This is a genomic window from Streptomyces sp. NPDC056883 (assembly GCF_042788835.1).
Taxonomy (GTDB): Bacteria; Actinomycetota; Actinomycetes; order Streptomycetales; family Streptomycetaceae; genus Streptomyces; species Streptomyces stoeckheimensis.
Genome location: NZ_JBHUBS010000009.1, coordinates 290,538 through 297,287, shown reverse-complemented (window position 1 = coordinate 297,287; position 6,750 = coordinate 290,538). Strand labels below are relative to the sequence as shown.

Below are 6,750 nucleotides of genomic sequence, written 5' to 3'. Positions count from 1 at the left end.
TGGGTGGTGGTGGGAGGGGGCGGGGGTGGGGTGGGGGGGTGTGAGGGGGGGGGGAAAGCGGGAGGAGCCCCCCCCCCCCCCCCCCGCCCCCCCCCCCCCCCCCCCCCCCGCGCCGGTATCTCCCCGGCCCGCCACGGAGGTGACCGTTCCGGCCTGATACGGTCCCGCTCTGCCGGATCACCGGAACACCAGTCCCCCTTGTCCCTCGCGTTACCGGAGGTTGAGCCGATGACGGACCCCGCAGTCGAACGGGACGCCGCCGAGGCCGCCTCGGCCTTCTCCCATCCGCCCGTAGCCCCCGACGCGACGGCCGCCTACGGTGAACACCCCGACCAGATCGTCGACTTCCACGCACCCCGCGGAGAACGGGCGCAGCCGGGCGTCGCGCGTTCCGCACCCCTGGTCGTCGTCCTGCACGGCGGGGCGTGGCGCGCCCCGTACGACCGGCAGCACATCACCCCCTTCGCGGACTTCCTGGCCCGGCAGGGATTCGCCGTCGCCAACGTCGAGTACCGCAGAGGCAGTTCGCTGCCCCACCAGGACGCCGAGGGCCCGGTGGCCGGCCGCTGGCCCGAGACCTTCGACGACGTGGCCGCCGCCATGGACGCCCTCCCGGAGCTCGCCGCCCGCTGCCTGCCGGAGGCCGACCCCCGCCGCACGGTGCTGACCGGCCACTCGGCCGGAGGCCACCTCGCGCTGTGGGCCGCGGCCCGGCACGTGCTCCCGCAGGACGCCCCGGCCGGCTGGAGGCTGCCCTCGCCGCCGCTGCTGCGCGGAGTGGTGGCGCTGGCCCCGATCGCGGACTTCACGGTCGCGGAGGAGCTCGGGGTGTGCGGGGGTGCTTCGGCTCAACTCCTGGGCGGCACAGGGGCCTTCGCCGCACGGCGTCCGTACGCCGACCCGGCGGCGCTGCTCCCGACCGGCATCGCGACGGCGGTGGTCCAGGGCCGGAGCGACATCGTGGTCCCGGAGTCGGTGTCGGAGGCGTACGTCGCGGCGGCCGCACTGGCGGGGGAGATGGTCGGACTGACCCTGCTGGACGGGGTCGGCCACTTCCCGCTGATCGACCCGGCGGCGGATGGTTGTGCTGTCGTCGCCGAAGAAATCTCACAACTTGCCTGGTAGCCCCGCTGTATACGCTGATCAGGTTTGGCTTCGATCGCGTGAGAAACACACCATGGGGGGGCCGGTGCGCAATCGCCGACTCGTAATATCCGCTGCTCTGATGGCCGCCGGACTGGGACTCATCCCGGGCATGGCCTCGGCCACCACCGCGCCGCCGGCCGCGGCGAGCGTGCCCGCCGCACAGAAGACGTACGACAGCCCGGCCGAGCGCTCGGTGCGTACGGCGCCGCCCGCGGACGCCGTCACGTACGGGAACAAGGACCTCGCCGTCGGCATCGGTGTCTCGTACCGCAGCGCGCTGGGAATCGACCTCGGGACGAAGATCACGAGCGAGGACGTGGCGCTCGAGGTCACCGTCGACTGGGGTGACGGCACGACGGAGAAGTTCACCGCCAAGGGCGCCGGCGAGCAGTCGCACCCGCACACGTATGCCGAGGTCGGCAGCTACGTGACGAAGGTGACGGTGACCGACGGCGTCAACCGGGCCGTCAACGAGGTCGCGCACGTCACCCGGGGCACGGAGTTCACCCCGTACGCCCCGACCCGGCTGCTGGACACCCGCAACGGCACGGGCACGAAGGCGGGCAAGGTCGCCGGGCGCGGCACGACCCGCGTGAAGGTGACCGGCACCGGCAGCATTCCCGCCGACGGTTTCGTCGAGGCGGTGGCGCTCAACGTCACGGTCACCAACACGGTCGCCCCGGGGCACGTGACGGTGTGGGACGGAGACACCGCGGCACCCGAAACGTCGAACCTGAACTACGCGACCGGCCAGTCCGTCTCGAACACGGTCATCGCGCGCGTCGGCTCCGACGGCTACGTCGAGCTCTTCAACGGCGGCTGGAGCCCCGCGGACCTGGTCGTCGACATCACGGGCTACTTCAGCCACAGGCCGGCCAGCGGCTACACCGGGCTGAAGCCGACCCGCTTCGTGGACACCCGCGAGGGCCTCGGCACGGCCAAGGGCCAGGTCGCCGGGCGGACCTCGTTCGGCACCCGGATCGGCGGCCTGAACGGCGTGCCCGCCGGCATCACGGCGGTGGCGCTGAACGTGACGGTGACCAACCCGAAGGACGCCGGCCACCTGTCCGTGTACCCGGGCGGCGGCAAGGTTCCCACGGCGTCCAGCCTGAACTTCGCGGCCGGTGAGACGGTGGCGAACTCGGTGATCGTGCCGGTCGGCCCGGACGGCACGATCAACGTCTTCAACGGCGGGTGGGCCCCGGCCGACGTGGTGGTGGACGTGGTCGGCTACTACAGCAAGGACAGCAAGGCCGCGTACGTGGCCCTCGGGGCGCACCGGTTCCTCGACACCCGGGTGCCCGACAGCTGGTACGGCGGCGGGAAGTTCCCGGCCCGCGGGTACATCGCGCAGGGCTTCTCGGTCATCGACGGCCCGGAGGGCTACGAGGCGTACGTCCTGAACACGACCGTCACCAACACCACGGACACCGGATTCCTGTCGGTGGCCCCGAGCCCGTTCCCGTGGCTGGTCAACGACCAGCCCGGTGCGCCCGTGCCGCCGCGTCCCGTCTCCTCGAACCTGAACTGGACCGCGGGCAAGACCGTCGCGAACATGGCGCAGGCCAGCGACGGCGAGCACGGCATCATCCACTTCTGGAACCAGGGCTGGAAGGACGCCGACCTGATCGTCGACGTCTTCGGCGTCTACCAGACGAACTGAGCCTTCGGGGGCGGCACGCGACGGCGTGCGGCCCCCCTCGGCGTTCGGCCCGGCTGGTCCCACTACCCGGCTGGTCCCACTACCCGGTTAGTCCCACTGCTCGTCCGCCAGGGAGCTCACCGGGGCGGGCTTGCCGATGACGGCCAGGGCGATGAAGAAATTGATCTGGCCGATCGCGATGGTGAGGGTGGCGAGCGCCTTCTCGTCGTAGTGCTCGGCCACTTCCGCGTACAGCTCGTCGGTGACGCGTTCCCGGCCGTACGGGGCCGGCTGGAGGGTCGCCTCGACCAGCGCGAGGGCGGCGCGCTCGGCGGGGGTGAAGTAGGGGGCGTCCTGCCAGGAGGAGACGGCGGTGATCCGCTCCTCGGTCTCCCCGGCCTTGCGGAGGAAGGCGGTGTTGAGGACGGTCAGGTAGGTGTTCCCGACGATCTGCCCGGCCCGGAGGTGGACGAGGCTCATCGTGGCACGGGGGACGGAACGGTTCCCCGTGGCCCGGAAGAGGGCCGCGCTGACGTCGGCCAGCTCGGGGACGAAGTCGGTGGGGTTGGCCATCCGGGAGATGTGGGTGGCGGGCGTCGTGTCCATGGGTGCTGTGCTCCTTCGGAGTGGGGCCGGTGTCGGCGTCTCACAGCACTGACGGATGCGGGGGCGTGGATGTGACGGGATCGGGGATTTTTCTTTCGGCCCTCGGCTTCAGGCGGGCAGGGGAGGGTTGGCCGGGAGTTCGAAGACGAGCTCGATTCCGTCGGTCTCGTTTCCCCGCTCGGCGACGCGGGTGAAGCCGAAGCCCGCGATGGTGGCGAGGGAAGCGGTGTTGTCGGATCGGATCGTGGCCCGGACGGTCCTGACGTCGGGCTCTTCGGCGGCCCTGGCCAGGAGGGCGGTCAGCATGGCGCGGGCGTAGCCCTGGCGGCGGTAGGCGGACACGACGCTGTAGCCGACCTCGACCACGCCGTCTTCGCTCGGCGGGCCGTGGAACCCGGCGTCGCCGATGACCGTCCCGTCCGGCTCCGACACTGCGGCCCGGGTGGTCCAGGGGGCGGCGGAGGGGTCCTTGGCGTGCTGGTCGGCGCGGTAGCCGAAGATCCAGCGGGCACGGTCGGACACGAAGTATTCGTCGAGGGCCACCCCGGCCTCGGCGCTGCCACCTGCGAGGTCACCGTCGGCAAGCGCCCGCAGGGCCTTCGCGTTGAGCTTGACGAAACGGACGCGCTTGGGGGGAAGTTCAGTACTCATCGCGGAGATGCTCACCCAGCGGGCGGGGGCTGTCCACTGCTTTATGGCGCGCTGGTCAGGCCACCGTCCCGTCGTTCTTCCGGCGCACCATTTCGGTGATCCAGACGGGCGCGTACGGAGAGGTGCAGCCGGGGGGTGTCGGATAGTCCTTGAGGACCTCCAGACGCTCGCCGATGGCGAGCGCACGGGTCCGGTGGTCGGCGTGCTCGATGCCGATCTGGGCCAGGCAGTGGTTCATCGCCCACTGCAGGCGGTCGGGGGCGTCCTTCATCTGCGCCTCGATGACGTCGAGCAGTCCCGCGAGATCCAGACCATCGGGCTTCTTCGCCACCCGCTCCGTGGTCAGCGCCCACCCGGCACTCGCGACCACGGGATCAGGATCGGCGAACCATGCGAGACGCAGCTCTTCCGCGTGCGGGCTCTTCTTCACCACGTAGTTCACGAGCCAGTCGTGCACCTTGGGCCTGCGCGCGTCGCGCAGCATGCCGTCCAGCTCGTCCCGCCCGAAGGCCTTCGGGCGGCAGATCAGGATCGCCAGCAGCCTGGCGGCGGTGTCACCCGTCTCCCAGAGCCGGCACGCCAGGTCCTGCTGCGTCTTCAGCCGCTTCGCGAGCGCGCGCAGCTTGCCGAGGTTCACACCGTGATCGTCACCGTGCTTCTCGTTCACAGCTCGGGCCTTCGGGTCCTCCAGCGCGGCCAGCTCGGCCATCACCTCGGCCACGACCGTCTCGGGCACCACCGTCTCAGCCACCACCGTCTCCTCTCCGTCACGCACGAGATTCACCCTACGAGCGAACCCGTCGCCCGCCTTCCCCTTGCCCGGCTCGGCTGAGGAGCGGTTCTGTACGCTGCTCGCGAGCAGTTGATCTGATCATGTTCAAACAGAACTGGGGGGGCCGGTGCGCAATCGCCGACTCGTAGTTTCCGCCGCCATCGTGGCGGCTGCCGTGGGGCTCGTACCGGGGACCGCCTCGGCGGTGTCCGTGTCCGGAGCCACCACGTTCGGAGCCGCCACGGCCGGTGCGAAGGCGTCCGGGGCCGACCGGGAGGCGGTGCGCAAGGTCAAGGGGAGGACCTACAGCAGCCCGGCCGAACGCACGGTCGCGACGGTGCCTTCGGGCGCCGCCGCCAAGGGGAGCGCCCGGGCGCAGCAGGCGCCGGACGCAGCCACCGCGGCCGATCAGCGGCTCAGGGTCACTCTGACCGCGTACGCCGAGGGCGTGGACACGATCAACCTGGAGTCCGTCGTCGCCAGCCAGGAGTACGCCCTGGTCGACGTCGTCATCGCCTGGGGCGACGGCACCACGGATACGTACGACGCCAGTGTCATGCCGCGCGACTTCGATCTGCACCGCGCCACGCACCGGTACGCCGCGATCGGCTCGTACGAGATCAAGGTGACGGTGAAGGACTCCGCGACGGGCGGTGAGGCGGAGAACAAGCTGACCGTCGCGACCGAGGGCACCGAGTTCACCGCACACGAGCCGAAGCGGCTGCTGGACACCCGTGAGGGCATCGGCGCCGCGCGGGCCAAGGTCGGCGCGCGCAGTTCGGTCGCGCTGAAGGTGGCGGGCGCCGGGAAGGTGCCCGCCGGGGTCCGCTCGGTGGTTCTCAACCTCACCGTCACCAACACCACGGCGCCGGGCCACGTCTCGGCGGCCCAGGAGAAGGAGCTGGCGGAGAACGCCCAGACCTCGGTCCTGAACTACGTCGCGGGCCAGTCCGTGCCGAACCTGGTGATCGTGCCGGTCGGCGAGGACGGGTACGTGCACCTGTTCAACGCGGGCTGGGCATCGGTCGATCTGCTGGCCGACGTCACCGGCTACTTCACCGCGTCGAAGGCTGCCGGCTACGGCGCGCTGGCCCCGACCCGGGTCGTGGACACGCGGGAGGGCCAGGGCACGGCGAAGGGCCAGGTGCCCGGGTACGGGTCCTTCGACATCGGGATCGCCGGGCGCGCGGGCGTGCCGGCCGGCGCCACCGCGGTCGCGCTGAACCTGACCGTCACCAACCCGCGGTCGGCCGGACACCTGACGGCCTACCCCGCGGGCAAGACGGCGCCGACCACGTCGAACGTGAACTTCGTGGCGGGCCAGACCGTCGCCAACGCGGTGATCGTGCCGGTCGGCGCCGACGGCAAGATCACCGTCCGCAACGGCGGCTGGAACCCGGCCGACGTGGTCGTGGACGTCGTCGGCTACTACTCCCCGCAGAGCAGGTCCGCCCTCGTGGTTCCCCCGGTGCCCTTCCGGATCCTGGACACGCGCGAGAACGGCAGCTGGAACGAACGCCCGGCGTCCCCGCTGCCCCCCCGCAGCAAGGAGTGGCTGGGCCTCGAAGGCGACACGCCGGCCGCCGAGGTCGACGCGTGGGCCCTGAACACCACGGTCACCAACACCGGCGGTGACGGCTTCCTGTCGGTGGCCCCGGACCCGAACCTCTGGTCCGACTACGTGCTCGGCAAGAACGTGCAGCCGCAGCGGCCGGTGTCCTCGGCCCTGAACTGGACGGCGGGCGCGACCGTGCCGAATCTGGTGCAGACGTCCGGCGGCAAGGGCGGCATCGTGGACTTCTGGAACCAGGGCTGGTCGTTCATCGACCTGGTCGTCGACCTGACCGGCTTCTACGAGACTCCCGGAGCCTGAGCACACCGCGAGGGGCGGGGCGCCGTACCGGCACCCCGCCCCTCGCGTGCGTTCCTGCGT

Annotated in this window: 6 protein-coding genes; 3 read left to right on the top strand and 3 right to left on the bottom strand. The window is 71.3% G+C overall.

Translation table 11 applies throughout. From position 1 onward, the window contains the following. Positions 1–228: 228 nt before the first annotated feature. Together ACFRU2_RS23480 and ACFRU2_RS23475 are read left to right on the top strand one after the other, a co-directional pair. Positions 229–1,125: an alpha/beta hydrolase gene (locus ACFRU2_RS23480; protein ID WP_382975146.1), complete on the top strand. Its 897-nt coding sequence runs from the start codon at positions 229–231 to the stop codon at positions 1,123–1,125. A gap of 100 nt (positions 1,126–1,225) precedes the next feature. Beyond that, positions 1,226–2,809 carry a hypothetical protein gene (locus tag ACFRU2_RS23475; protein WP_382975143.1) on the top strand — a complete coding sequence of 528 codons (1,584 nt, stop codon included), beginning with the start codon at positions 1,226–1,228 and terminating at the stop codon, positions 2,807–2,809. A gap of 87 nt (positions 2,810–2,896) precedes the next feature. Here ACFRU2_RS23475 and ACFRU2_RS23470 read toward each other — a convergent pair whose 3' ends face one another. From ACFRU2_RS23470 to ACFRU2_RS23460, 3 genes are all read right to left on the bottom strand, one after another. Further along, the gene (locus ACFRU2_RS23470; RefSeq protein WP_382975141.1) at positions 2,897–3,394 is read right to left on the bottom strand and encodes a carboxymuconolactone decarboxylase family protein; all 498 of its coding nucleotides are present in this window, start codon (positions 3,392–3,394) and stop codon (positions 2,897–2,899) included. Between the two features lie 108 nt (positions 3,395–3,502). Next, the gene (locus ACFRU2_RS23465) at positions 3,503–4,045 is read right to left on the bottom strand and encodes a GNAT family N-acetyltransferase (RefSeq protein ID WP_382975139.1); all 543 of its coding nucleotides are present in this window, start codon (positions 4,043–4,045) and stop codon (positions 3,503–3,505) included. A gap of 55 nt (positions 4,046–4,100) precedes the next feature. Further along, complete coding sequence (locus ACFRU2_RS23460; protein ID WP_382975211.1) at positions 4,101–4,754, bottom strand: DNA alkylation repair protein; 654 nt, start codon at positions 4,752–4,754, stop codon at positions 4,101–4,103. Between the two features lie 238 nt (positions 4,755–4,992). Between ACFRU2_RS23460 and ACFRU2_RS23455 the strand changes: the two genes are divergently transcribed. Next, on the top strand, positions 4,993–6,690 hold the full coding sequence (locus tag ACFRU2_RS23455) for a hypothetical protein (protein ID WP_382975137.1): 1,698 nt from the start codon (positions 4,993–4,995) through the stop codon (positions 6,688–6,690). The last annotated feature ends 60 nt before the right edge of the window (positions 6,691–6,750 follow it).

Bases quoted from the DNA above. Each gene is read 5' to 3' on its own strand.
- ACFRU2_RS23465 (WP_382975139.1), bottom strand. From the start codon at position 4,045: ATGAGTACTGAACTTCCCCCCAAGCGCGTCCGTTTCGTCAAGCTCAAC.
- ACFRU2_RS23460 (WP_382975211.1), bottom strand. From the start codon at position 4,754: ATGGCCGAGCTGGCCGCGCTGGAGGACCCGAAGGCCCGAGCTGTGAAC.
- ACFRU2_RS23480 (WP_382975146.1), top strand. From the start codon at position 229: ATGACGGACCCCGCAGTCGAACGGGACGCCGCCGAGGCCGCCTCGGCC.
- ACFRU2_RS23470 (WP_382975141.1), bottom strand. From the start codon at position 3,394: ATGGACACGACGCCCGCCACCCACATCTCCCGGATGGCCAACCCCACC.
- ACFRU2_RS23475 (WP_382975143.1), top strand. From the start codon at position 1,226: ATGGCCGCCGGACTGGGACTCATCCCGGGCATGGCCTCGGCCACCACC.